A 22,007-nucleotide genomic window follows, 5' to 3' on the forward strand; every position below is an offset into this window, starting at 1 on the left:
CCCGGCCGCCGGCCCATGCCGACCTACGCCTTCACTGACCTCGACCGGGCCGTCGACCGGCTCCACGCCGTCTGCGACGGGTGGGCCGGGGGCGGGCCGCTCGTCGACATCCTGGGCGTCGACGGCCTCCACGTCCTCCGGCTGACGCTCCACGAGTGGGTGGCCAACCTAGTCCAGCACGCGGCGTTCGGCGACGACCGCGAGATCGTGCTGGCCGTCGAGGCCGACGGCGACGCCGTCCGGTGCGCCGTCGAGGACACGTCGGCTGGGTTCGACTTCGCCGACCAGATCGAGCAGCAGCGGGCCCTGCTCAACGCGCCGGGCCCCTCCGAGCGGGGCCGCGGCCTGCTCATGCTGGTGACCTGCGCCGAGGAGCTCGAGTACCGCCCGGCCGGGCCCCGCGTCCGCCAGCGGCTCGCGTTCGCCATGCGGAACCCGGCCGGGAGCAGCCTGGCCGGGCTGTTCCGCCCGGCCGACCTCGCGACCGACCCGAGCCTGGTCCGGTCCATGGGCGACGGCCACTCGTGCCCGCCGGCCCCGGCGGCCTCCCCCCCTCCGACCCGATGAGCGCCCGCCCCCACGTCCTCGTCGTCGAGGACAACCAGACGCTCCGGCGCCTGCTCGAGTACCGGCTGGGCAAGGTGTACGACGTGGCCGTGGCCGAGAACGGCGAGAAGGGGCTGGAGGCCGTCGAGGCCCGCGTCCCGGACCTTATCGTCTCCGACATCATGATGCCGGTCATGGACGGGTTCGCGCTGCTCGCCGCGCTCCGGAGCGACCCGGCGACCCAGGCCATCCCGTTCATCTTCTTGACGGCCAAGTCGGACGACCTCAGCCGACAGAAGGGGCTCCGCAAGGGCGTCGACGACTACCTCACGAAGCCGTTCGACGTCGACCGGCTCATCACCCGGATCGGCCAGATCGTCCAGCGGAGCCAGGTCTACCAGACCAAGCTCAACGCCAAGATCGGCCGGGACTTCTCGGACCGGCTCCTGCCCAAGGAGATGCCGGACGAGCCGGGCTACCGGGCCGTCTTCTTCTCGCGGCCCAAGGAGGACGGCGGCGGCGACCTCTTCGACTGGACGCGGGCCCAGGACGGGTCGTACCTGTTCACGGTCGGCGACATCATGGGGAAGGGGCTCCAGGCCAAGTTCTACGCCTTCAGCTTCCTGTCGTACATCCGGAGCACGGTCCACGCCATGCTCCGCGAGACGCTCAGCCCGGCCAAGCTGATGACGCGCGTCAACGAGATGCTGATCCAGGACGCGGTCCTGGAGGAGACGTTCGCGTCGCTGCTCATCATGCGGTGGGAGCCGGCCAAGAACCGGATCATCTACGCCAACGCCGGCCACTGCCGGCCCATCCTGGTCACGCCCGACGGGCCCGGCCTGGTCGAGTACTCGGACCTGATCCTGGGCCTGGACCCGGCGGCGACCTACGAGGACCGCCAGCTGACGCTCCCGCCCGGCAGCGCGCTCCTGTGCTACACCGACGGGCTCAACGAGCAGGTGGCCAAGTCCGGCGCCATGTTCGGCGAGGGCGGCGTCGCGCTCGGGGCCCAGGCGGCGCTGGCGGAGCCCCAGCCGGTCCACTCGCTGTTGTCGTGGCTCTTGCGCCGGAGCGAGAAGCCCCAGTTCGACGACGACGTGCTCGTGTTCTGGCTCCAGCGGTTGGCGGCGGCCGAGGCCCGGGCGGCGTAGCGCGCGAGCGGTGAGGCGTGAGCGTCTTGCGGTTCGGGGAACCGCCTCGCGCGGTGGAGCGCTCACAGCGGACCGCTCTCCGTTCGCCATGCCGCGCTTGCTCCCGCTCGTCGCCCTCGTTGGCCTCGCCGCCTGCCAGTCCGCGGCGCCGGTCGCCACCGTGCCGGCCGTGGCCACGCCCGCCGTCGGGCTCGACCACGCCGCGCTCCACGTGGCCGACTTGGGCGAGAGCGTCGCCTTCTACCAGCGCGTGTTCGGGTTGGAGGAGATCGCCGCGCCCGGCGACCCGACGGTGATCCGCTGGCTCAGGCTCGGCCCGGCCCAGCTCCACCTTATCCACTACGACGGCGACGTCCCGCCGACGACCAAGGCCGTCCACTTCGCGCTCCGCGTGGCGGACCTCGACGCGCTCGTGGCCCGCGTTGCCGAGCTCGAGATCCCGTACTCGGACTGGCCCGGCGTGGCCGGCGCCGTCAGCGTCCGCGGCGACGGGATCCGCCAGATCTACGTCCAGGACCCCGACGGCTACTGGATCGAGGTCAACAACGCGCGCTAGCGGTGGCCGAAACGCCCTCCGACATGGCCAGCGCCCACGTCCTCGACGCAGCCGAACGGGTGTTCTTGGAGCGGGGGTACGCGGGCACCCGGCTCCGAGACATTGCCGACGTGCTCGGGATCCGGCCGGCTTCGCTTTACCACCACGCCCCAGGCGGCAAGAGGGAGTTGTGGGACCGCGTTGTGGCCCGGGCCTTCGACCGTCACCGCGACGGACTCCGCACGGCGGCGGAGCAGGCCGGGCCGACCCTTCGAGACGAACTCGTCTCGATGGCCTCATGGCTCCTCGCCCAGCCTCCGGTCAACGTCGCTGCGCTCGCAGCCTCCGACATCGGGGCCGCTCCGAAGGACGAGGCGCACGAGACGGCTGAGCGCATGTATCAGTCCCTTATGGTCCCCATCGCTGACGTGTACCGAGCGGCCCAGGAGCGTGGAGAGGCCCTGTCTGTGCCCCACCCCGACCTCTTCTCCGGCGTGTTTGTCGCCGCCGTGAACGGGCTAGCAGCGACGGAAAGGGCGGGGTCGCTCCCGCGGGCAGCCAACGACCTCGCAGCGGAGGTCGTCAGCCTGTTGCTCGACGGGGTCCTCTCTCAGCGAGAGGGGAACTGAGCGAGGCTAATAAAAGTTAGTCTAGCTCAATTCACCCTCTCCCCGCATGGCCCTCCCCACCCCGTCGTCAGTGACTGCGACACCTCAGCGCTACCGATGGTGGCACGCCGCCGCCATCGGCCTCACTGCCAACGCCTTCAGTGCGACTCCCGCCGGCTACAACGGCGACGAGCAGTTCTACAACGAGTTGGACACCCCGCCGGGCTCCCCGCCGGATTGGGCCTTCGCCCCGGCGTGGGCGTTCAACAACCTCACGACGCTCTGGAGCAACCTCCGCGTTGCGAACTTTCCAGCCGGGACTCCCGGCCGCCGGGCCGCGCTGGCGCTCGAAGGGGCTAACTGGGGTCTGTTCGCCTCGTTCTCAGGGCTTTACTTCGGGCTCCGGAGTCCCGTCCTCGGGGCGGTGAACACGGTGGCTGGGCTCGGCGTCACGGTGGCGAGTGTGGCCACAACCGCCCGCGTTGACCGGAAGGCGGCGTGGGCCCTCGTCCCCCGCCTCGCGTGGCTGGGCCTCGCGACCTACGTGTCGGTCGGGACGGCGCTTCGGAACCGGGACACATTCGTTGGCTGGAATCCGACCGACGCACCTCGCCGCACCACGACCGGCGACGGATCGGACGAGAGTGCCCCGTCTCTCGAAGACGATGGCGCGTGAGCCCCACTCGAACTCGGTCCACCCGCTCTCGCGTGCCGCGTGGCGGGCGTGGCTCGAAGAGCACCACGACCGCGCCGAGGGCGTCTGGCTCGTCCGCTACAAGACGGCGACGGGCCGGCCGACGCTGAGCACCGACGACGTGGTCGAGGAGGCCATCGCGGTCGGCTGGATCGACAGCGTGCCCAAAAAGCTCGACGCCGAGCGGTCGCTCCTGTGGGTCTCGCCCCGCCGACCGGGCTCGAACTGGTCCCGGCTGAGCAAGCAACGGGCGGCGCGGATGGAGACCGCCGGTCTGATGACGCCAGCCGGCCAAGCCGCCATCGACCGCGCCAAAGCGGACGGGACGTGGACCGCGCTCGACGACGTCGAGGACTTGGTCGTCCCAGACGACCTGGCGGCGGCGCTCGCAGCTTATCCGCCGGCCCAAGACGAGTGGGACGAGTTTCCTCCGTCGACGCGGCGCGGGATCCTGGAGTGGATCCTGACCGCGAAGCGGCCGGCCACGCGCCGGAAGCGGATCGAGGAGACGGCGCGGCTGGCGGAGGTCGGGAAGCGCGCCAACCAGTGGCCGCGCGAGGGGTGAGCGCAACGTCTTGGCGCGCAGGCCGTTGACCGAGTCCACCGGCCTCCCCCGACCATGACGCGCGTCTACAGCACCCCGAACGCCCCCGTCGCCCACCTCGTCCGGCACGCGCTGGAAGAGGACGGCATCGCCGCCGAGGTCCGGGGCGAGACGCGCGCCGCGTTCGTCGGCGAGATCCCGCCGCTCGAGTGCTGGATCGAGGTCTGGGTCGACGAGGCCGACGTGGCTGGGGCGGCCCCCATCGTCCGGACGTTCACGCACGAGAGCCCGGCGCCGGACGGGTGGACGTGCGCGTGCGGCGAGGCCGTCGAGGGCCAGTTCGGGACGTGCTGGGCGTGTGGCGCGCCAGCTCCGGCCACGGCCTAGCGGACGAGGTCGGGCGCGAGGAGGCCGTACATCGCCGTGTCCTTCCACTCGCCAAAGAAGGTGAACCAGCGGTCGCGCAAGCGCCCCTCGAACGCGAACCCGAGCCCGGTCAGCAGCCGGATCGACGCCGCGTTGTCGGGGTCCACGTCGGCCTCGACGCGGTGGACGCCCATCGCGTCGACGGCGAACCGGAGCGCCGTGCGGACGGCGTCGGTCGCCAGCCCGCGGCCGGCGGCCTCGGGCCGCACGATGAAGCCGACCTCAGCGCGGCGGTTGCCCCGGTCCCAGTCGTCGAGCGTGACGGTGCCCACGAGCCTGTCCGCCTCGGCCTCGATGATGGCCCATTTGAAATATGCCCGGTCGCGTGTGGCGGCCTCGATCTCCTGACGGTACCGGCTGGCCGCGTCGAGGTCGGCCAGCGGGCCGTGGCTCCAAAACCGGAGATGGCCTGCGTCGCCGTAGACGGCGAGCAGGTCGGCGTCGTCGGCCGGGCGGACGGGGCGCAAGCGGACGCGGTTGCCTTTCAAGATCGGCAGGCCGTGGGCGAAGGGGTCGGACGGCATCGGGGGACGGGAGATCGGAGAACCTGAGGAAGAAGGTCGGGCCCAACCTCACTCTGATCTCACCCGATCTGACGGCGCCCGATTCCAACCCGTCTCCACCGCCGGCGGGGACAGCGGGCGGGCGTCCGGCGTTAGCGTGCGCCTCCTCCCCCGCCCCGACCCGTGGACCGTCCCGAGACCCCGAAAGACTCCTTCCTCCGCGAGATCGTCGCCGCCGACGTCGAGGCCGGCACGTACGGCGGGCGCGTCGTGACGCGGTTCCCGCCCGAGCCCAACGGGTACCCCCACATCGGCCACGCCCAGTCGATCTGCCTCAACTTCGGGCTGGCCGAGGCGTTCGGCGGCCGGACCAACCTCCGCTACGACGACACGAACCCGGAGGCCGAGAGCCAGGAGTTCGCCGACGCGCTGCTCGACGCCGTGCGCTGGCTCGGGTTCGAGCCGGCCGAGGTCCGCTACGCGAGCGACTACTTCGAGCAGCTGTATGCGTGGGCCCAGGACTTGGTCCGCAAGGGGCTCGCCTACGTCGACAGCCAGTCCGACGACGAGATCCGCGCGGGGCGCGGAACCGTCACCGAGGCCGGCACGCCGAGCCCGTACCGCGACCGCTCCGTCGAGGAGAACCTCCGCCTGCTGGAGGAGATGAGGGACGGCGAGCACCCGGACGGCGCCCACGTCTTGCGGGCCCGGATCGACACGGAGCACGGGCCGATGGCGCACCCCAACATGAAGCTCCGCGACCCGATTATGTACCGGATCCGGCGCGACGCCGAGCACTACCGCCGGGGCACCGAGTGGGCCATTTATCCGCTCTACGACTGGGCGCACGGACAGGGCGACGCCATCGAGGGGATTACGCACTCGGTCTGCACGTTGGAGTTCGACGTCAACCGACCGCTCTACGACTGGTACCTCGACGCCATCGGCATCCCAGAGCCGCGGAACCATCAGCACGAGTTCGCCCGGTTCAACCTGGACTACACCGTGATGAGCAAGCGCCTGCTACGCCGGCTCGTCGAGGGCGGCCACGTCGACGGCTGGGACGACCCGCGGATGCCGACGATCGCCGGGCTCCGACGGCGCGGCGTGAGGCCGCAGGCGCTGCGGCGCTTTTTCGACGACCTCGGGGTGACGAAGGTGAACGGGTCGGTCGAGATCCAGCAGCTCGAGTACGCGCTCCGCGACGACCTCAACCACGCGGCCCGCCGCGTGATGGCCGTGCTCGACCCGGTCCCGCTCGTCGTCGAGGGGATCGACGGGACGACGTGGATCGACGCGCCGTACTGGCCCCACGACGTGACGCCGCCGGAGGGCGCGCCGCTCACGCGCCGGCTGCCGCTCGGCTCGCGCGTTTGGATCGAGCGCGACGACTTTTCGGACGACCCGCCCAAACGGTGGAAGCGGCTGGCGCCCGGCCGGGCGGTCCGCTTGCGGCACGGGCCCGTGGTCGAGTGCGTCGGCGCCGAACGCGACGCCGACGGGACGGTCACGCTCGTCCGCGCCCGGCTGGCGGAGGAGGCGTCGCCGTCCGGCGTGGTCCACTGGGTCGACGCCGAGCACGGCCTGCCGGCCTCGTTCCGGCTGGTCGACCGGCTGTTCACCACCCCCGACCCGGCCGGGGCCGACGACTTCCTCGCGACGCTCAACCCGGAGTCCCTGGTCGAGCAAACCGGCTGGGTCGAGCCCAGCGTCGCCGACGACCCAGCCGACACGCGGTACCAGTTCGAGCGCGTCGGCTACTTCTGGCGGGACCCAGAGGACTCGCTGCCGGGCGCCCTCGTGTTCAACCGGATCGTCGCACTGAAGGACACGTGGGGGTCAGCGGGTGGGGCTGGTTCGGCCGGTTCAGCGGGTTCCGACGACGACACCCGCTCAACCCGCGAGATCCTCACGACCGGCCCAACCCCGCGAGACCCCGCCTCTGGACTCGACGACCGCCAGCGCGAGACCTACAGCGCGCTCGTCGTCCGCGGCGTGGGCGAGGAAGAGGCCGCCGTGCTTGCCGCCGACGCCCCGCTCCGGTCGCTGTTCGAGTCCGTCCTGACCGAGAGCCGCGCCCCGCGCGAGACCGGCGCGCTCGTCGTCCACGACCTGCGCCGCGCCCTCGGCGACACCCCGCTCGCGGACTCGAAGGCCGAGCCGTCCGCGCTGGCCGCCGTGCTCGCGATGACCGCCGACGGGACGCTGACGCGGACCGCCGCGGGCGAGGCCGTCGCGGGGCTCGTCGCCGAGGGCGGGACGGCGGCGTCCGTCGTCGAGGCTCGCGGGTTGGCGGCGGTCCGTTCCGAGGAGGCCCTGGCGCCCGCCGTCGACGCGGCGCTGGCGGCGCACCCCGACGAGGTCGCGCGGTACCGAGCCGGCGAGGACCGGCTGTTCGGGTTCTTCGTCGGCCAGACGATGCGGCGCGCGGGCAAAGGGGCGGACCCGGCGGCGGTGCAGGCGCTCCTGCGCGAGCGCCTAGTGGCGTAACAGAGGGCCGCTCAACCGCGAAGGGCTGAGGACACGATGTGGGGACGAGGCGAGAGTAGCGCCGACGCCCGAACGAGCCGAGGACGCTGACGCCCTTCGTCGGCTTGCAGCGGCGGGTTATGCCGACCCTGTGTACGGACCGGGTACATGGGTAACACTTCTGACCGGCAACATGGGTAACAGATCCGTTCACCGGCATAGTCCATCACCAGCCCCGATGCGCTATGCCCTGGATAAAGACCTGCCCCATGACCGAACGCGCCCGCTTCGTCCTCGCCCATCAGCAGGGCCTCTACTCCATGACCGAGCTCTGCGCTCGCTTCAACGTCAGCCGCAAGACCGGCTACAAGTGGCTCGGCCGCTTCGAGGAGGGCGGCCTCGACGGCCTTGCTGATCAGAACCGCGCCCCGAAGTGGAGTGAACCCGGTACGGTGGACAATCTTCCAGTTGTCCCCAGACCTGAGGTTCTATGCCCCGCACCCGCCCCGCCTACCCGCTCGAGTTCCGCGAGCAGATCGTCGAGCTCCACCACGCAGGCCGCTCCGTCGCCGAGCTCGCGCGCGAGTTCGAGCCGACCGAGCACACGATCCGAGCGTGGATCAAGAAGGCCGACCCGTCTCCGCTCGCCCGAGCCGCTGAGGCCGACCGCGACGAGTTGGACCGGCTCCGCAAGGAGAACCGCAGGCTCCAGCAGGAGCGCGACATCCTCGCAAAAGCCGCGGCTTGGTTCGCTCGGGAGACCGACTCGGTGCCGTCGAGGCCTTCGAGTTCATGAGGGCGCACCAAGCCACCTTCCCCGTCGCCGTCATGGCCGACGTCCTCCGCGTCTCCCGGAGCGGCTACTACGCATGGCGCGACCGCCCACCGTCGGCACGGGCCGAGCGCGACGTCGAGATCGCCGAGGCCATCCGGGCCTCCCACGCGGCTTCCGATGGCTCGTACGGCGCGCTCCGCATCCACGAGGACCTCAAGGAGGCGGGCTTCCGCGTCGGCAAGAAGCGCGTCGCGCGGCTCATGCGCCAGCACGGCATCGTCGGCGTCACCCGGCGCCGAGGCCCCACGACCACGACGCGCACGGCTGGTACGCCGAAGGGGCCGGACCTCGTCGAGCGCGAGTTCACGGCCGACCGGCCCGACGCGCTCTGGGTCGCCGACATCACGTACGTCCCGACGGGCTCGGGCTTCCTCTACCTGGCCGTGGTCCTCGACGTCTTCAGCCGCCGGATCGTCGGCTGGGCGATGGCCGGGCACCTCCGGACGGAGCTCGTGCTGGCGGCCCTCGACATGGCCGTGGCTCAGCGGAAGCCCGACAGCGTCGTCCACCACTCGGATCACGGGTGCCAATACACGTCTCTGGCCTTCGGCGCTCGGTGCCGCGAGGCCGGCGTCCGTCCGTCGCTCGGCAGCATCGGCGACTGCTTCGACAACGCGATGTGCGAGAGCTTCTTCGCGACGCTCGAATGCGAACTGATCGACCGGCGCCGGTGGGCGACGAAGGCTGAGGCTCGGATGGCCCTTTTCCAGTTCATTGAGGGCTGGTACAATCCACGACGCCGCCATTCCGCGCTCGGCTACGACTCTCCGATCGCACACGAGCAGAAACACCACGGGGCGCTCGCCGCCTCATACTCCTAAACCGTCCACCGAAGCGGGTTCACTCCAAAGACGTGCCCCCACCAGACCCCGCCGGAGGTGGAGGCTCTCCTCGTCGCCTGCCGGGAGGCGCACCCACGGTGGGGGCCACGCAAGCTCCTCGACTACCTCGCCCCGCGTCACCCCGCCCTCGTGCTGCCGATGCCCTCGACGGTCGGGACCATCCTCAAGCGCCATGGTCTGGTCGAGCCACGCCGACGGCGGCGCACGGCGCGGCATCCGGGGGCGGTGCCGCTGACTACCACCGCTCCGAACGAGGTCTGGAGCGCCGACTTCAAGGGCGAGTTCAAGACGCTCGACGGCCTCTACTGCTACCCCCTGACGGTGGCCGACGCGCACTCGCGCTACGTGCTCGGCTGCACGGGCCTGCCGTCGGTCAAGCAGGACGGGGCGAAGGCGCAGTTCGAGCGGCTCTTCCACACCTACGGCCTCCCATCTGCGATCCGCACCGATAACGGGGTCCCCTTCGCTACACAGGCGCTCTGCGGCCTCTCCCGGCTCTCGGTGTGGTGGATCAAACTGGGCATCACGCACCACCGCATCGAGCCGGGCCGCCCGCAGCAGAATGGTCGACACGAGCGGATGCACAGGGACCTCAAGGCAGAGACGACGCGCCCGCCCGAGCGGAATCGGGAGCAGCAACAGGATCGCTTCGACGGCTTCCGCGCGGAGTTCAACGAAGAGCGCCCCCACGAGGCACTCGGCGGCGACACCCCGGCTTCGCACTACCGCCGCTCCGAGCGGGCACTGCCCGAGACGCTATCGGAGCCGGAGTATCCGGCGCACTTCGAGGTACGGTGGGTCTCGAAGTGTGGCACCTACAAGTGGAAGCGGCAGCAGCTCTTCATCAGCCAAGCGCTCGGGCACGAGTGGATCGCCTTCGAGGAGGTAGACGACGGGGTGTGGTCGGTCTACTTCTACGACGTGCTGCTGGCGCGGCTCGACGAGCGCGACTTCAAGCTTCAGGCCGCCGTAGCTTGAGCCGAAAGTGTTACCGATGTGCCCGGTCTAAACTGTTACCTATCTCCCCGGCTCCTACACTGCGCCAGAGCCTTGCCCTAATTCCTTGTACGACGCCTTGATCTGCGACGCGATCTGGTCTAACTCCTCGCGCGGCGGGTGGATCGACCAGTCGGCCACGAGCGAGAACGGGTCGCCCTCGTACCGAGGGAACACATGAAGGTGGACGTGGAAGATCTCCTGCGACGCCGCCCGCCCGTCCGCGAGGTACAGGCTCACGGCCTCGCACTCGATCTCGTCGCTCTCCTCGGACGCTGACCGGAGCGCCGCTGCCGCCCGTTGCGCCACCGTCCACATCTGCCGCCCGGCTTCCTCATCGAGCTGGGCGAGGTACGGCGCGTGAGCCTTCGGAATGACCATTGCGTGTCCGGTCGTGACCGGGCCGGTCGTCATGAGACCAAGTACGAGGTCGTCCTCGTAGAACACGCTGGCGGGACTATCGCCCGCGATGATTTCGCAGAAGACGCAGCCGTCGGGGCTGTATGGGTCGGGGTGGCGGTCAGACATCGTCAAGTCCTACTTGGTGAGAAGGCTTAACCCCTACGGCCCTTCACGAAGACTGTTACGGTTGGCAGGGCGGCATAACAGATGGACGCTCAGCCGCGTGGGGCTGAGGGCGGGGTGGTAGGTCGAAGCGGAGAATACGCCGACGGCTGGCGGAACCGAAAACGCTGACGCCCCACGTCGGCCTGCAGCGGCGGGTTATACCGCTCATGCTACAAATGCCACCAGCGCGATAACGATAGCAGCCAGAACGAGAATTACGCTGACCCCATACGCCAACACTCTCGTGAACTCTTTAGGCTGACCCTCAAAATCTATGTCCTCAAGGGTAAGCCTCAGCGGTGATACGCTGATCTTACCAACTTTAAACGCAACGCGATTGGCGGCGGGCTGAACGGCTGGCTCAGTTCCGGGGGGCAGAGGATTGGACACGGCTCCACAGGTCAGGTTCAGGCTGTCGGTGTGCCGCCCTCGCTAGTGCCTGAATCGAGCGAGGGCGAACTAACCGACTATCCTGAAGCGCATCCGACCTCTGCGTCGTCGGACTCGCTCTGCTGCTGGGTTGGAGTCTAGCTGTGGCATAGAAACCTGAGCCCTGTGTAGCGTTCGGCTGCTCTTAATGAGCGGCTTGATTTCCTCAGACTGGTCTGGCGACCCCTTGTTCCTGCCACCAATGTCGGAGAGCGGTATAACAGAGGGCCGCTCAGCCGCGAAGGGCTCGTGGCACATCGGTGGCCCAAAGCTACGAAGGCGCCGGAGCCCCGTGGAGCCCAAAAACGCTGGCGCCCTTCGTCGGCCTGCAGCGGCGGGTTCTACCGCGCGCCCCTCTACGGCCGCCACTACGACGCGGTGCAAACGGACGTGGCGAGACCGCCCGCCCCAACCGCCAGTGCGGCCGCGAGAGAGCGACGCCACCGCGCTCTGCCCCGCTGGCGACGGTGGTGCAGGAGACCCGAGCACTGAACCCGACGGATGGCACGAGCGCGGTAGAACAGACGGACGCTCAGCCGCATGGGGCAACGACCAAGACGGTAGGACGAAGCACAGAATACGCTGAAGTCCGAACGAGCCGAGAACGCTGACGCCCCATGTCGGCCTGCAGCGGCGGGTTCTGCGGCACCCCGCCTACGACCGCCCTGACCAGTAGCCCGGTCGGCGACGTTCGTGCGCGACGGCAAGTACGAAGAGCACGTCCTCGTTCTCCCGGTAGATCACGCGGTACGGAAACCGCCGGAGCGACCACCGGCGGTACGCATCGTGCTCGGGCACCGGAGAGCCGAGACCGGGGGACTCCGCGAGGAGGTCAAAGACCCGCTGCGCTTCATCAATGAGTTGCCCGCCGAGTCCCTCCGACTGATCCTCGTAGTAGGTCGCCGCGTCAAGTAGCTCAGCTCGGGCGTCGGGGTGAAGCCGAACGTCGGTCACGAGAGGGTGCGGCGGGCCTCAGCGAGTACATCAGCGACCGGGATGGCAGCGACCTCGCCCGAGGCGATAGCATCCCAACGCCGCGCGGCCTCATCGGCCCAAGCTCGCTCGATCTCGTCCTCTTCGTCCAGGCTCGCGATGAGATGCCGAGCAAGGAGTGCTCGCTCGCTCCGGGCGAGTTGGAGAGCCTGGGACTCGATCTCTTGGATGCTCATGGTGTCAAGGGTTGCGTCAACGCAAGGTACGATGCCGAGGAACGAGCCTTCCAGACTGCCTCGTGCCGCAGAACAGAGGGACGCTCAACCGCCCTAGGCTTAGGGCACAGCGGTAGCCCGAAGCTACGGAAGCGCTGACGTCACGCGGGGACCGAGAACGCTGACGCCTAGGGTCGGCTTGCAGCGGCGGGTTAGCCCGCTTTGGTGTACGGACCGGGTACATGGGTAACACTTCTGACCGGCAACATGGGTAACAGATCCGTTCACCGGCATAGTCCATCACCAGCCCCGATGCGCTATGCCCTGGATAAAGACCTGCCCCATGACCGAACGCGCCCGCTTCGTCCTCGCCCATCAGCAGGGCCTCTACTCCATGACCGAGCTCTGCGCTCGCTTCAACGTCAGCCGCAAGACCGGCTACAAGTGGCTCGGCCGCTTCGAGGAGGGCGGCCTCGACGGCCTTGCTGATCAGAACCGCGCCCCGAAGACGTGCCCCCACCAGACCCCGCCGGAGGTGGAGGCTCTCCTCGTCGCCTGCCGGGAGGCGCACCCACGGTGGGGGCCACGCAAGCTCCTCGACTACCTCGCCCCGCGTCACCCCGCCCTCGTGCTGCCGATGCCCTCGACGGTCGGGACCATCCTCAAGCGCCATGGTCTGGTCGAGCCACGCCGACGGCGGCGCACGGCGCGGCATCCGGGGGCGGTGCCGCTGACTACCACCGCTCCGAACGAGGTCTGGAGCGCCGACTTCAAGGGCGAGTTCAAGACGCTCGACGGCCTCTACTGCTACCCCCTGACGGTGGCCGACGCGCACTCGCGCTACGTGCTCGGCTGCACGGGCCTGCCGTCGGTCAAGCAGGACGGGGCGAAGGCGCAGTTCGAGCGGCTCTTCCACACCTACGGCCTCCCATCTGCGATCCGCACCGATAACGGGGTCCCCTTCGCTACACAGGCGCTCTGCGGCCTCTCCCGGCTCTCGGTGTGGTGGATCAAACTGGGCATCACGCACACCGCATCGAGCCGGGCCGCCCGCAGCAGAATGGTCGACACGAGCGGATGCACAGGGACCTCAAGGCAGAGACGACGCGCCCGCCCGAGCGGAATCGGGAGCAGCAACAGGATCGCTTCGACGGCTTCCGCGCGGAGTTCAACGAAGAGCGCCCCCACGAGGCACTCGGCGGCGACACCCCGGCTTCGCACTACCGCCGCTCCGAGCGGGCACTGCCCGAGACGCTATCGGAGCCGGAGTATCCGGCGCACTTCGAGGTACGGTGGGTCTCGAAGTGTGGCACCTACAAGTGGAAGCGGCAGCAGCTCTTCATCAGCCAAGCGCTCGGGCACGAGTGGATCGCCTTCGAGGAGGTAGACGACGGGGTGTGGTCGGTCTACTTCTACGACGTGCTGCTGGCGCGGCTCGACGAGCGCGACTTCAAGCTTCAGGCCGCCGTAGCTTGAGCCGAAAGTGTTACCGATGTGCCCGGTCTAAACTGTTACCTATCTCCCCGGCTCCTACAGGCGCACATGCTCACTGAGAGATCGTTTGGCCCCGCGTCGGCTCCCCGCGATTCACGAGTGAGCCGTTCGCTCGGTAGCCGATGAACTGCGCCGGCAGGGCCGCTCCACGTTGGTACTCCGGCGTGTCTTGCAAGTGGTAGTGGAGGTGAGGCTCGGACGAGTGACCGCTGTTGCCGCACTGACCTAGTGGCTCCCCCGGCTCCACCCGCTGACCCGGCTCCACAGCAACGCTCCCGCGCTGCAAGTGGACGAGGAACGAGAACTCGCCCGACCCGTGGTCGATAACGACGTGGTTCCCGAGCGGCTGCTCTGCGTTGAGTTGACCGGGCACGTTGTCGGCCACGCCGTCGGCGGCGTCCACGACGACCCCGCCCCCGGGGGCGAGCACCGGGCGCCCGAAGCAGAAATAGCTCTCGTTCTGCGCTGGGTCCCCGACGTGGGTCTGGCCGTCCCGCACGACGAGGAAGTCGTATGCGAACCGCTGGTCCGAGGCGACGGCGTGGTAGTTATCGAGCACGGACCGGCCGCCCCACGTCACGAACCACTCGCCTTCAAACGGGAGGCGGAACGGCGTCTCGGTCTGGCGCCCGGTGAACTCGCTCGCGGCCGGCGTGGGGGCCGGCTTTACGAGCAGGCCGAGGACGACGCCCGAGGGATCGACCGTCCACTGGACCCAGAGCGGGCCGGAGCTGCGCTCGAACTCCGCTGTCCGGTTGTAGACCTCGGACCGGAGCCACGGGACCGTCTGCTCCTCGATCACCTCGCGCTCGGGGCCTACGTCCGCCTGAATCTGAGCCGCGAAGGACGCAAGGCCCTCGGGAGTACCGAACACGCCCCGCATGTCGGGCGAAAGCCGCTCCCAGAGGCGCGGGGTCTCGCCCGCATAGAGCCAGTCGGTGTACGTACGTCCGTAAGTCAGTCCGTACTCATCAGCGGCCCCGGGGGTGGAGGGGGGCGGCGCGGAGGCGCAGGCGGCGAGGGCCGCGCACAGCGCTAACATCAACGGCCGGAGGAGCAGGGGCATTGGAGGAGTTGCAGGGAGATAAGTCGAAGGTACCGGCTGTGACTGGGGAGGCAGGGAGGCCATATAACAGATGGCGGCTCAGCCGCACAGGGCAAGCAGCACGATGGTTGAACGAAGCGAAGGTAGCGCCGACGCCTGGGCAAGCCGAAAACGCTAAAGCCCTGTGTCGGCCTGCAGCCGCGGGTTATGTGTTCTGGTGGACGAGGGCTGAGAGTACGAGCGTTGATGCCCCGATAAAACGGTTCTGATCTCTCGCAAGGAGCGAGGGAGCCCAAGCGATCTCATGACCGTCCGGGCTGAACTTGACGATGAGCGGTGAGAAAGTGCTCAGGCTCTCCGCTTCATGTCGAAGCTCATAGCCCCGCATTATCAGATTCATGAAGCGCTTGTGCTCGGCCATCATAGCGTCGAAGTCGAATTCGTCGCCCTCCTCAGACGTTCTGTCCATCTGCTCCGCATCAGCGAATGATTGCTTCGCTTCAGCCATGAGGCGCTCAAACTCTGGGATGTCATCGGGAGCGATCTGGCCCGTCATGAAGCCCGGCGGGATGCGGTGAGCGGCTGGATCACGAATGGATGTGACCTCCAAGAACCAAGGCTTGTGGCGTCGAAGGCCAGAGGCTAAGTCAGGGTTTAGCGCCCCTAGCTTTTCTAAGAATCCGGGCTTGAAAAGGCCGATAGAGTTCCGTCGGCCAGGCTCTTCCTCCTGTACGCCGTCGAACAATTCAAACTCGTACTGCAACGTCCAAGCCAGGTTATCGAGGGCTCCGATCAAGTTCAGGTAGAACGCTCCGAGAAACAGCGAGAGACGCACCGTTTGGTTGCCTTCTAGCCTGCTTTCGCCCTGAGATTCTAGGGCTGCGTCCATCTCCAGACGTGCTTCCTGCGAGATGAGCAGCCGGTGCATGAAGCCGTCTTTGATGTGCCGCAGCGCGTGGTGAGACTGAACCTTGGACCTCGCCTCTCCTGCCAACCTCAGCAGCGCGTGCTCGGACTGTCTTAGCTGCTCTCCTTCTTCCATTGGTAAGAACACATAACCAGTGCTTCTGCGGCGGGGTGAGTCACTACGTCTAGTGACCCGTTGGCAAATGTAGTGACTCACTACCGAGCCGGACGATCCGGTCGTCGAGACCAAGGCGCCGGGCCTCGCCGGCCGACAGTTGCCACACCTTCCGGCGAGCGTCCCAGACCCCGCCGGCCCCCTTCACACGGCGCGCGACGTCCGCCTCCCCCCACGCGACCCGGACGCCCACCGCCGTGCCGGCCCGGGGGACCGAGGGGGCCACGTCGACGATCACCTCGACCGTCGTCACGCGCTGCTGGCGGGCGTCGTCGTAGCGGTACCGGACGCAGACGAGCCGGTCGCCGTACCGGTCGACGTGCCGCCGCGTCCCCGGCTGGCCGGGCCGAAGCGTCTGTCCAACTCGGAGGCGAGTGCTGCTCATGCCCGAACGTACGGAGCCACCGGAGCCCGCTCGTTCAGAAGGACCCCGCCAGGGCCCCGCGCACCGTTCATCCGAGCACGTCGACTGCGCGGCGGAGCCGGCGGATCGTCGCCTCGCGCCCGACCACAACGAGGGTCTCGAACAGGCCCGCGCCGACGCTCGTCCCCGTCGCCGCCAGCCGTACCGGGTGGACGATCCGGCCGAACCCGGCGCCTTGGTCCTCCGCAAGTCGACGCATGGCGGCTTCGGTGCTCTCGACCGTGAACGCGGCGTCGGCCTCCAGGCGGTCGGCGTAGGCGGCGACGAGCCCGGCGCTGTCGTCCTTCCACCGCTTGTTGAGGCCGGCGGGGTCGTAGGTCTCGGGGTCTTGGAAGAGGTACGTGGCCTCGGCGAGGTCGGAGGCGCGGCTGAGGCGCTCGCGCATGAGGTCGGCGGCGGCCACGAGCGCCGCGTCGTCGACAGGCCCGACGGCGGCCTCGACGGCCGGGTGGGCGCGGCGGGCGATCTCGTCGGCCGAGAGCTGGCGGAGGTGCTGGCCGTTGAACCACTCGAGCTTGTCCATCGAGAACTGGACGCCGCTCCGGCCGATCCGCTCGACGTCGAACGCCTCGACCAGCCCGTCGAGCCCAAACAGCTCCTGGTCCGTCCCCGGGTTCCACCCCAGCAGCGCCAGGAAGTTGACGACCGCCTCCGGCTCGAACCCGGCGTCGCGGTACTGGGCGACGGACACCGGAATGCCGAGCCGGTCGGCCGAGCGCTTCGACAGCTTGCCGCCGTTCGGCGAGAGGATGAGCGGGAGGTGGGCCAGGCGCGGCGGCGTCCACCCGAGCGCCCGGTACATCAGCAAGTGCTTCGGGACCGACGACAGCCACTCCTCGCCCCGGATCACGTCGGTGATGCCCATGGCGTGGTCGTCGACGACGTTGGCGAGGTGGTACGTCGGCATCCCGTCGCTCTTGACGAGCACCTGGTCGTCGACCTCGGCCGTGTCGAAGCTCACCTCGCCGCGGACGCGGTCGTGGAACACGACGGTCTGGCGCTCCGGCACGAGGAGCCGGACGACGTACTCGTCGCCCCGAGCGATCCGGTCGGCCACCTCCGTCTCCGAGAGCCCCAGCGAGTTCGCCATCTCGCCGCGCGTGGCGGCGTCGTAGCGGGGGCTCGGGTTCGCGTCCGTCCGGTGGCGCTCCTTCATCGCCTCGATTTCGTCGGGCGTGTCGAAGGCGACGTAGGCGTGGCCGCCGTCGAGCAGCCGCTGGGCCGCGTCGGCGTAGAGGCCGCGCCGCTCAGACTGGCGGTAGGGCCCGGCGTCGCCGCCCTGCGTCGGCCCCTCGTCGACGGCGAGGCCGGCCCACGCCAGCCCGTCCAGGACGTCCCGCTCGGCGTCGGGGACGAACCGCGAGCGGTCGGTGTCCTCGATCCGCAGGACGAACGTGCCGCCGGTCTGGCGGGCCAGGAGGTAGTTGTAGAGCGCCGTCCGCAGGCCGCCGATGTGGAGCAGACCGGTGGGCGAGGGCGCGAAGCGGACGCGGACGGGAGCGTCGTCGGACATGGTCGAGGCGGAAGGGGCCGGAGAACCTATCGCCGGTCCCGACGGCTCCGCCTCCGCGCGCCCTTCGACGTCAGGAGGATGCGCCTTCCCAGACCCCCCGCTCCCCGGCAGGTCGCTCCGCTCCCAGCTCAGGAAGCTGTCCCCCTTCAAGGGTAGGGCTGCTACGTTCTCAGGCGCGAGTCGTATTCCTACACAAAACAACAGTCATCCCCGCGAAGGCGGGGATCCATACGGGGCCGCTCGCCGGACACAAGGGCCGCATGGATTCCCGCGTGCGCGGGACCGCGAAGCGACGGCGCCAGCCAATGACGACTGTGATTTGATTGCCATCGACAGAACTTAGCAGCCCTGCCTTCAAGGGGGACAGTCCGAGCGCCCGTTGAGCGGAGCGAGGGGCGCACGGACGGGGGGTCCGCCAGTCGACGCCGAGCCCGCTACCTAAGAACCTACTCCGGCCGCGCCGTCCGGGGCGCCTCGACGGTCACGCCCGGGTCGATGACGTAGAGCGCGCCGTCCTCCAGCACCGCCTCGACCACGCGGTCGTCGGGCGCCGGCGGCGCCGGCGACGGCGCGAGCACCGACCCGACCCACACGGCCATCCCGGCGACGGCCAGCATGGCCCCGACCGAGACGCGGCGGCGGAGCGCCTGCCGCACGGCCGACCGCTCGGCCCGGCGGTCGGGCGCCCGGCGCGACTGGCGGCGGAGGTGGTCGAGCCGGGCGAACAGGGCCGCGTCGGCTGAGGCCGGGACCGCGAGCGGCTCCTGGCGGGCGGCGAGCCGGAACGCGAGGAGCGCGTCGAACTGGGCCCGGCACCCGGCGCACGCCGCGAGGTGGCCGAACAGCTCGGGCTGGCGGGAGGGATTGAGCTCGCCGTCGACGTACTCGTTGAGCAGGATCTCGGCGTCGGTGTCGTCGCAGGGGAGCAAGAACATCATGACAGGCGAACGGGCTGAGCGGCGGGCGTCAGCGAGGCCGCCGCCTCGCTAGGGCGGGGCAGGCTATCCGGGTGGAGCCACGGCCGCAGGATCTCGCCGATCTGGCGGCGCGCTTTAAAGAGCCGGCTCTTGACCGACGACACCGTCGTCTTGGTCACGGCCGCGATCTCGTCGTAGCTCAGGTTCTGGTACTCGCGCAGCACGACGACCTCGCGGTACGACGGCGACAGCTGGTCGAGGGTCCGGCTGACGAGCGCGGCCTGCTCGCTCTTGAGCAAGTTCCCGAACGGGGTCGCGCCGGGCGACGGCGGCTCGGGCGCGTCGGGCGCGAAGCCGACCTCGCGGCCCCGCTTGCGGAGCGCGTTGAGGCACTGGTTCCGGGCGATGGTGAACAGCCACGCCTTGAACGACGTCGAGTTGAGGAGCCGCTCGCGGTGCTCGTAGGCTCGCGCGAACGTCTCCTGGAGCAGGTCCTCGGCCGCCGTCCGGTCGAGCAGCATCTTGGCGCAGTAGCCGTAGACCGCGCCCTTGTAGCGGTCGTAGAGCGCGACGAAGGCGAACTCGTCGCCCTGGCGGAAGGCGTCGATCAGGGCGGGGTCGTCGGGCGGCATGGGCGGCGGGCGTGCTCTCACGTGTCGAGACACGGGACCGAACGGATCGTTGCTCGCGCCTCGTGTTTTTCTGCGGAGGGGTAGGGGATGCGGAATGGAGGGATGGGCAGAGGAGGCGTTCCCTTCCAGCGTGACGCGGCAGGCCCGAGCCTCAGGAGCCTCACCCGATGTCATCCCGAGCCCTGCGAGGGATCTCAGCGTGATCCCCCAGCTTGCGACGAGCGGCGGGAAGGGCTCGACGCTCGTGCTGAGATCCCTCGGCTCCGCTCGGGATGACACCGTTGGGGGGATCAGGTCAAACGGGTAGCGCTGAAAGCCGCCGGCAGGTTGGCCTCTCACCGCTCGCGCCTCACCGGCCGGGCCATATTCGCTCCACCTTGGACGGAGCGGCGGGGGCGGTCCGTTAGCTTCGGGCCCCGAGACGCGCCGGAGAGGCCGGCGCGCACAGTTCCTCCATCGAGACGCGATGACCACGCCCCGCCTCGCCCTGCTCACGTTCGTCGCCGCCGCGCTCGCCGGCTGTGGCGGGTCCCGCCCGGCTCCGGCCCCCGTCCTCGGCGCCGACGGCACGCCCGTCGTCGCCACGTGGACGGCCGACACGCTCACGCTGGCCGCGTTCGACGCGGCCTACGCCGCCGCCGACGGCGCCATCGTCGACAGCACCGAGTCGCCGCTCGATCGCCGGCTCGACTTTCTCGACCGCTACGTCGACTTCCGGCTCAAGGTGCTCGCCGCGCGCGAGGCCGGCTACGCCGACGACTCGGCCTACGTCGCCGAGGTGGCCGAGTACCGGGACCAGCTGGCCGGCCCGTACTTCACCGACCGCCGCGTGCTCGACGCCGTCGTCGCCGACCTCTACGAGAAGCAGGCCGAGCAGATCCGGGTCTCCCACATCCTGTTCCTCTTGAGCCCGGCGGCCCGCGACACGGCCGCCGTCTACGCCCGCGCGACGGCGCTCCGCGACTCGATCGAGGCCGGCCTGATCTCGTTCGGCGACGCCGCCGCCCGCTTTTCCGAGGACCCCTCGGCCGTCCAGAACCGCGGCGACATCGGGTTCATCACCGGCGGCCGGACGGTCCTCGCGTTCGAGGACGCCGCCTACGAGACGCCCGTCGGCGAGGTCTCGGAGCCGGTGCGGACGCGGTTCGGCGTCCACCTGGTCCACCCGACCGAGCGGGGGCCGGCCCGGAACGAGGTCGGCGCCCGCCACATCCTGATCCGGACGTCCGACGAGGTCTCGGTCGACTCGGCCCGGGCCGTCATCGGGTCGCTCGCGGCCCGCGTCGCGGCCGGCGAGGACTTCGGCGACCTGGCCCGGGAGTACTCCGAGGACCCTGGCTCGGGCGCGCGTGGCGGCGACCTCGGCACGTTCGGGCGGGGCCGGATGGTGCCCTCGTTCGAGGAGGCCGCCTTCGCGCTCCAGAACGTCGGCGACGTGTCGGGGCCGGTCGAGAGCCAGTTCGGCGTCCACCTTATCCAGCTCACGTCGCTCCCCGAGCGGCCGACGTTCGAGGAGGCGTACCCGGCCAACCGCGACCTCGCGCTCCGGCTGCCCCGGACGGCCGTCCGCCGCCAGGCCGTCGGGCGCGAGTACATCGCCGACGTCGGCGGGAGCTACGACGAGGACCTCGTCCGCCAAGCCATCGGCCAGTACCCCGCCGACTCGCTCCAGCAGCGGATGCAGCGCGACGGGTTCGGGGCCTACGGCGACCGGACGTTCGCGACCGTCGGCGACTCGAGCTACGTCCTGTCGGAGGTGGCCCCGGTGCTGGCGCGGATGCGGTTCGGGCCGCACCCGGACGGCGAGATGATCGAGACCGTCCGGGCCTTCGTTGACGAGAAGGCCGTGGCCCAGGCCGTCGCCCGGCTCGAGGACCGCGACCCCGAGTTCGCCCGCGTCTTCCGGAGCTACGCCGACGGCGTGCTCCTTTTCCGGGTGGCCGAGGACAGCGTCTGGACGCCGGCCAAGGAGGACGTGGCCGGGCTCCGGGCCTTCTTCGACGCCCGCCCCGGCCAGTACCGCTGGCCCGAGCGCCGCCGGGCCCTGGCCTTCCGGGCCACGTCCGACTCGCTGTTGCGCGCCGTCGCCATCGACCTCGACGAGGGGATGGCCCCGCTCGGCGCGCTCCGTGCCCGCCAGGACTACGTCGACCGGACCGAGCTCCGGCTCGACACGGTCTACGTCGCCGACTCGACGGGGTCGCCGGTCGACGCCGTCCTCAAGCTCCGCGTCGGCGACCGGAGCGAGGTCGTGTTGGAGCGGGCCCGCCGCGTGCTCTACGTGCTCGACGGCATCGAGCCGCCCCGCGACAAGACGTTCGAGGAGGCCCGCGCCGAGCTCATCACCGAGTACCAGGACCAGGTCGAGTCGGCGTGGGAGGCCCGCCTGCGCGCCCGCTACGACGCCCGGCTCTACCCCGAGCGCGTCCCGGCCGAGTCGTCGGTGACGCTGCCCGAGCCCGAGGGCCTGCCGACGGTGATCTCGGACGGGACGCGGTAGGGCAGCGGGCGGAGAGGGCGAAGGGGGTGGAGGAGGGTGGAGGGCAGGGACTTTCCCCCCACCCTCTTACCGCCCCTCCACCCCTCCCGACCCTTCCATCCCCCT

21 protein-coding genes and 2 pseudogenes are annotated in these 22,007 nt (G+C 69.8%); 13 read left to right on the forward strand and 10 right to left on the reverse strand.

Annotated features, from left to right (window positions below; all coding sequences use genetic code 11):
• The first annotated feature begins 15 nt into the window (after window positions 1-15).
• From ACOOHE_RS15000 to ACOOHE_RS15030, 7 genes are all read left to right on the forward strand, one after another.
• Window positions 16-567 (forward strand): ATP-binding protein, encoded by a 552-nt coding sequence (locus ACOOHE_RS15000; RefSeq protein WP_420454894.1) that lies wholly within the window; start codon window positions 16-18, stop codon window positions 565-567.
• Window positions 564-1,700, forward strand: a complete 1,137-nt coding sequence (locus ACOOHE_RS15005) for a PP2C family protein-serine/threonine phosphatase (RefSeq protein ID WP_420454895.1) — start codon at window positions 564-566, stop codon at window positions 1,698-1,700. The genes ACOOHE_RS15000 and ACOOHE_RS15005 overlap by 4 nt, the downstream gene beginning before the upstream one ends.
• A gap of 88 nt (window positions 1,701-1,788) precedes the next feature.
• Complete coding sequence (locus tag ACOOHE_RS15010) at window positions 1,789-2,256, forward strand: VOC family protein (protein WP_420454896.1); 468 nt, start codon at window positions 1,789-1,791, stop codon at window positions 2,254-2,256.
• A 23-nt stretch (window positions 2,257-2,279) separates the two neighbouring features.
• Window positions 2,280-2,864 (forward strand): TetR/AcrR family transcriptional regulator, encoded by a 585-nt coding sequence (locus tag ACOOHE_RS15015; protein WP_420454897.1) that lies wholly within the window; start codon window positions 2,280-2,282, stop codon window positions 2,862-2,864.
• Window positions 2,865-2,910: 46 nt separating this feature from the next.
• Window positions 2,911-3,519 (forward strand): TspO/MBR family protein, encoded by a 609-nt coding sequence (locus tag ACOOHE_RS15020; RefSeq protein ID WP_420454898.1) that lies wholly within the window; start codon window positions 2,911-2,913, stop codon window positions 3,517-3,519.
• Window positions 3,488-4,102: a YdeI/OmpD-associated family protein gene (locus ACOOHE_RS15025; RefSeq protein WP_420454899.1), complete on the forward strand. Its 615-nt coding sequence runs from the start codon at window positions 3,488-3,490 to the stop codon at window positions 4,100-4,102. Before ACOOHE_RS15020 ends, ACOOHE_RS15025 begins: the two co-directional genes overlap by 32 nt.
• A 54-nt stretch (window positions 4,103-4,156) precedes the next feature.
• Entirely contained in the window at window positions 4,157-4,468 is a 312-nt protein-coding gene (locus ACOOHE_RS15030) for a DUF2007 domain-containing protein (protein ID WP_420454900.1), read from the forward strand.
• Here ACOOHE_RS15030 and ACOOHE_RS15035 read toward each other — a convergent pair.
• Complete coding sequence (locus ACOOHE_RS15035) at window positions 4,465-5,031, reverse strand: GNAT family N-acetyltransferase (RefSeq protein ID WP_420454901.1); 567 nt, start codon at window positions 5,029-5,031, stop codon at window positions 4,465-4,467. The two genes, ACOOHE_RS15030 and ACOOHE_RS15035, sit on opposite strands and share 4 nt — an antisense overlap.
• Before the next feature lie 162 nt (window positions 5,032-5,193).
• Between ACOOHE_RS15035 and ACOOHE_RS15040 the strand changes: the two genes are divergently transcribed.
• The 4 genes and pseudogenes from ACOOHE_RS15040 to ACOOHE_RS15055 all read left to right on the forward strand — a co-directional run bounded on the left by ACOOHE_RS15040 (window position 5,194) and on the right by ACOOHE_RS15055 (window position 10,134).
• The gene (locus tag ACOOHE_RS15040; protein WP_420454902.1) at window positions 5,194-7,500 is read left to right on the forward strand and encodes a glutamine--tRNA ligase/YqeY domain fusion protein; all 2,307 of its coding nucleotides are present in this window, start codon (window positions 5,194-5,196) and stop codon (window positions 7,498-7,500) included.
• Window positions 7,501-7,748: 248 nt separating this feature from the next.
• Window positions 7,749-7,907: pseudogene (locus ACOOHE_RS15045) on the forward strand (helix-turn-helix domain-containing protein); the annotation flags it as partial.
• Between the two features lie 62 nt (window positions 7,908-7,969).
• A protein-coding gene (locus ACOOHE_RS15050; RefSeq protein WP_420454139.1) for an IS3 family transposase occupies window positions 7,970-9,135 on the forward strand; the annotation gives its coding sequence in 2 pieces (ribosomal slippage) (window positions 7,970-8,210 and window positions 8,210-9,135; 1,167 coding nt in all).
• Window positions 9,136-9,192: 57 nt separating this feature from the next.
• Window positions 9,193-10,134, forward strand: coding sequence for an integrase core domain-containing protein (locus ACOOHE_RS15055; RefSeq protein WP_420454138.1), 942 nt, complete (start codon window positions 9,193-9,195; stop codon window positions 10,132-10,134).
• Between the two features lie 54 nt (window positions 10,135-10,188).
• Here ACOOHE_RS15055 and ACOOHE_RS15060 read toward each other — a convergent pair whose 3' ends face one another.
• From ACOOHE_RS15060 to ACOOHE_RS15070, 3 genes are all read right to left on the reverse strand, one after another.
• Window positions 10,189-10,680, reverse strand: a complete 492-nt coding sequence (locus tag ACOOHE_RS15060; RefSeq protein WP_420454903.1) for an HIT family protein — start codon at window positions 10,678-10,680, stop codon at window positions 10,189-10,191.
• Window positions 10,681-11,802: 1,122 nt separating this feature from the next.
• Window positions 11,803-12,102, reverse strand: a complete 300-nt coding sequence (locus ACOOHE_RS15065; protein WP_420454904.1) for a type II toxin-antitoxin system RelE/ParE family toxin — start codon at window positions 12,100-12,102, stop codon at window positions 11,803-11,805.
• Window positions 12,099-12,317, reverse strand: coding sequence for an addiction module protein (locus tag ACOOHE_RS15070; protein ID WP_420454905.1), 219 nt, complete (start codon window positions 12,315-12,317; stop codon window positions 12,099-12,101). The genes ACOOHE_RS15065 and ACOOHE_RS15070 overlap by 4 nt, the downstream gene beginning before the upstream one ends.
• Window positions 12,318-12,615: 298 nt before the next feature.
• Here ACOOHE_RS15070 and ACOOHE_RS15075 point away from each other — a divergent pair.
• Window positions 12,616-13,772, forward strand: a pseudogene (locus tag ACOOHE_RS15075) (IS481 family transposase).
• A 70-nt stretch (window positions 13,773-13,842) separates the two neighbouring features.
• Here the strand turns inward: ACOOHE_RS15075 and ACOOHE_RS15080 are convergent.
• The 6 genes from ACOOHE_RS15080 to ACOOHE_RS15105 all read right to left on the reverse strand — a co-directional run bounded on the left by ACOOHE_RS15080 (window position 13,843) and on the right by ACOOHE_RS15105 (window position 19,402).
• A complete protein-coding gene (locus ACOOHE_RS15080) occupies window positions 13,843-14,592 on the reverse strand; it encodes a M23 family metallopeptidase (RefSeq protein ID WP_420454906.1) in 750 nt (249 codons plus the stop codon).
• A gap of 448 nt (window positions 14,593-15,040) precedes the next feature.
• The gene (locus tag ACOOHE_RS15085; RefSeq protein ID WP_420454907.1) at window positions 15,041-15,877 is read right to left on the reverse strand and encodes a hypothetical protein; all 837 of its coding nucleotides are present in this window, start codon (window positions 15,875-15,877) and stop codon (window positions 15,041-15,043) included.
• A gap of 49 nt (window positions 15,878-15,926) precedes the next feature.
• Window positions 15,927-16,301 (reverse strand): hypothetical protein, encoded by a 375-nt coding sequence (locus tag ACOOHE_RS15090; RefSeq protein WP_420454908.1) that lies wholly within the window; start codon window positions 16,299-16,301, stop codon window positions 15,927-15,929.
• A gap of 67 nt (window positions 16,302-16,368) precedes the next feature.
• On the reverse strand, window positions 16,369-17,853 hold the full coding sequence (gltX, locus tag ACOOHE_RS15095) for a glutamate--tRNA ligase (protein WP_420454909.1): 1,485 nt from the start codon (window positions 17,851-17,853) through the stop codon (window positions 16,369-16,371).
• A gap of 446 nt (window positions 17,854-18,299) precedes the next feature.
• The gene (locus ACOOHE_RS15100) at window positions 18,300-18,791 is read right to left on the reverse strand and encodes an anti-sigma factor family protein (protein ID WP_420454910.1); all 492 of its coding nucleotides are present in this window, start codon (window positions 18,789-18,791) and stop codon (window positions 18,300-18,302) included.
• Window positions 18,788-19,402, reverse strand: a complete 615-nt coding sequence (locus ACOOHE_RS15105) for an RNA polymerase sigma factor (RefSeq protein WP_420454911.1) — start codon at window positions 19,400-19,402, stop codon at window positions 18,788-18,790. Before ACOOHE_RS15105 ends, ACOOHE_RS15100 begins: the two co-directional genes overlap by 4 nt.
• A gap of 466 nt (window positions 19,403-19,868) precedes the next feature.
• On the opposite strand from ACOOHE_RS15105, the gene ACOOHE_RS15110 reads away from it, so the two are divergent.
• Window positions 19,869-21,902 carry a peptidylprolyl isomerase gene (locus ACOOHE_RS15110; RefSeq protein WP_420454912.1) on the forward strand — a complete coding sequence of 678 codons (2,034 nt, stop codon included), beginning with the start codon at window positions 19,869-19,871 and terminating at the stop codon, window positions 21,900-21,902.
• Window positions 21,903-22,007: the final 105 nt, after the last annotated feature.

Origin of the sequence: Rubrivirga sp., from assembly GCF_965213695.1 — a bacterium.
GTDB lineage: Bacteria > Bacteroidota > Rhodothermia > Rhodothermales > Rubricoccaceae > Rubrivirga.

Coding starts and splice junctions, on each gene's coding strand:
- ACOOHE_RS15000 (WP_420454894.1), top strand. CDS start 16: ATGCCGACCTACGCCTTCACTGACCTCGACCGGGCCGTCGACCGGCTC.
- ACOOHE_RS15005 (WP_420454895.1), top strand. CDS start 564: ATGAGCGCCCGCCCCCACGTCCTCGTCGTCGAGGACAACCAGACGCTC.
- ACOOHE_RS15010 (WP_420454896.1), top strand. CDS start 1,789: ATGCCGCGCTTGCTCCCGCTCGTCGCCCTCGTTGGCCTCGCCGCCTGC.
- ACOOHE_RS15015 (WP_420454897.1), top strand. CDS start 2,280: ATGGCCAGCGCCCACGTCCTCGACGCAGCCGAACGGGTGTTCTTGGAG.
- ACOOHE_RS15020 (WP_420454898.1), top strand. CDS start 2,911: ATGGCCCTCCCCACCCCGTCGTCAGTGACTGCGACACCTCAGCGCTAC.
- ACOOHE_RS15030 (WP_420454900.1), top strand. CDS start 4,157: ATGACGCGCGTCTACAGCACCCCGAACGCCCCCGTCGCCCACCTCGTC.
- ACOOHE_RS15035 (WP_420454901.1), bottom strand. CDS start 5,031: ATGCCGTCCGACCCCTTCGCCCACGGCCTGCCGATCTTGAAAGGCAAC.
- ACOOHE_RS15060 (WP_420454903.1), bottom strand. CDS start 10,680: ATGTCTGACCGCCACCCCGACCCATACAGCCCCGACGGCTGCGTCTTC.
- ACOOHE_RS15070 (WP_420454905.1), bottom strand. CDS start 12,317: ATGAGCATCCAAGAGATCGAGTCCCAGGCTCTCCAACTCGCCCGGAGC.
- ACOOHE_RS15085 (WP_420454907.1), bottom strand. CDS start 15,877: ATGGAAGAAGGAGAGCAGCTAAGACAGTCCGAGCACGCGCTGCTGAGG.
- ACOOHE_RS15090 (WP_420454908.1), bottom strand. CDS start 16,301: ATGAGCAGCACTCGCCTCCGAGTTGGACAGACGCTTCGGCCCGGCCAG.
- gltX (WP_420454909.1), bottom strand. CDS start 17,853: ATGTCCGACGACGCTCCCGTCCGCGTCCGCTTCGCGCCCTCGCCCACC.
- ACOOHE_RS15100 (WP_420454910.1), bottom strand. CDS start 18,791: ATGATGTTCTTGCTCCCCTGCGACGACACCGACGCCGAGATCCTGCTC.
- ACOOHE_RS15105 (WP_420454911.1), bottom strand. CDS start 19,402: ATGCCGCCCGACGACCCCGCCCTGATCGACGCCTTCCGCCAGGGCGAC.
- ACOOHE_RS15110 (WP_420454912.1), top strand. CDS start 19,869: ATGACCACGCCCCGCCTCGCCCTGCTCACGTTCGTCGCCGCCGCGCTC.